The organism is Pseudoalteromonas fuliginea (assembly GCF_000690055.1).
Lineage (GTDB): Bacteria > Pseudomonadota > Gammaproteobacteria > Enterobacterales > Alteromonadaceae > Pseudoalteromonas > Pseudoalteromonas fuliginea.
On sequence record NZ_JJNZ01000209.1, the window covers coordinates 1 to 251 of the forward strand.

Below are 251 nucleotides of genomic sequence, written 5' to 3' on the forward strand. Positions count from 1 at the left end.
GGTCCTCTCGTACTAGGAGCAGATCTTCTCAAATTCCTACGCGCTCACAGCAGATAGGGGCCAAACTGTCTCACGACGTTCTGAACCCAGCTCGCGTACCGCTTTAAAGGGCGAACAGCCATACCCTTGGGACCTTCTCCAGCCCCAGGATGCGACGAGCCGACATCGAGGTGCCAAACCGCGTCGTCGATGTGAACTCTTGGACGCGATCAGCCTGTTATCCCTAGGGTAACTTTTATCCGTTGAGCGAC

The 251-nt window shown here is 55.8% G+C and carries 1 rRNA gene; it reads right to left on the reverse strand.

The features are described from left to right. Window positions 1-251: ribosomal RNA gene (locus tag DC53_RS00130) — 23S ribosomal RNA — on the reverse strand; the annotation flags it as partial.